The sequence below is a fragment of the Helicobacter didelphidarum genome (assembly GCF_003364195.1).
GTDB classification, from domain to species: Bacteria; Campylobacterota; Campylobacteria; order Campylobacterales; family Helicobacteraceae; genus Helicobacter_A; species Helicobacter_A didelphidarum.
The window spans coordinates 1-939 of the sequence record NZ_NXLQ01000150.1; the positions used below are offsets into that span (position 1 = coordinate 1).

The following is a 939-nucleotide window of genomic DNA, read 5'->3' on the forward strand; positions in this document are numbered from 1 at the left end:
ACTAGGAGTAAAAGATGTAAGAGTAGGAGCAGAATATCTAACCAATGTAGCACTCTCTAAAGATACCATAGTAGGAGGAAGTCATACTCTTAATATAGGGATAGATAATAAACTAAGAGTAGCAAAGAATAGTAGTGAGTATGTAGGTGGGGATAAAGAGACTAGCATACAAGGGAATACAATAGAATCTATTGGTGGAGATGGGATGCACAGGATTGATGGGCATTTAAATATCCAAAGCAAAGAAGAGGTTAATATATTATCTCAATCCCAAATGAATTTCAATGCTGCAGAAAATATGCTTCTTACTTCCAACCAATCACTTTCAATGAATGTGCAAGAATATCTTATAACACAAGCAAGGAATGCTATAATAGAAATTTTAGAATCTCTCGATATAAACTCTGAAACCTTACATATAGATTCTAAAGATAATATAACACTGAAGGTGGGCGACAAAGAAATTGCAATAAAAGATGATACAATAACCCTCAAAAATAATGATAATACAATAAGCATAGAATCTGATAGTATCATTATGAAAGGTAAAAAGATAAGCATAAAGAAAGGTTAAGTATTCCCCAACAATATCACTCAATCCCCACATACTTTAATCCTTTCTAGAAACCTTAAGTATCAAACAATCAAAAATATACTATAATACCGCATAATGAAACATTAGGGAAATATTAGGAATACAAGAGAAATAAAGAGGAATAAAGAGGAATAGAGTATGACATTTTATATACAACCCACAGAAGAACATCCTAATGAAAAAAAGAATATGCCCTTATAAGAGATGGGACATTAAGAATCTTTACAGGAAAGAGTTATGATGATACACCAGAAAATGAAAGATTGAGCTATCAACTTAGTGATTTACCCTATGATAATAATGCAAGTATAACTTGTATTATAGATGATACACTTCACATAACA

At 31.3% G+C, this 939-nt stretch carries 1 protein-coding gene; it reads left to right on the top strand.

Features of this window, described 5'->3' with window-relative positions:
* On the top strand, nucleotides 1–574 hold a 574-nt coding region (locus CQA53_RS12835; protein WP_115544037.1), incomplete at its 5' end, for a VgrG protein.
* Between the last annotated feature and the right edge of the window lie 365 nt (nucleotides 575–939).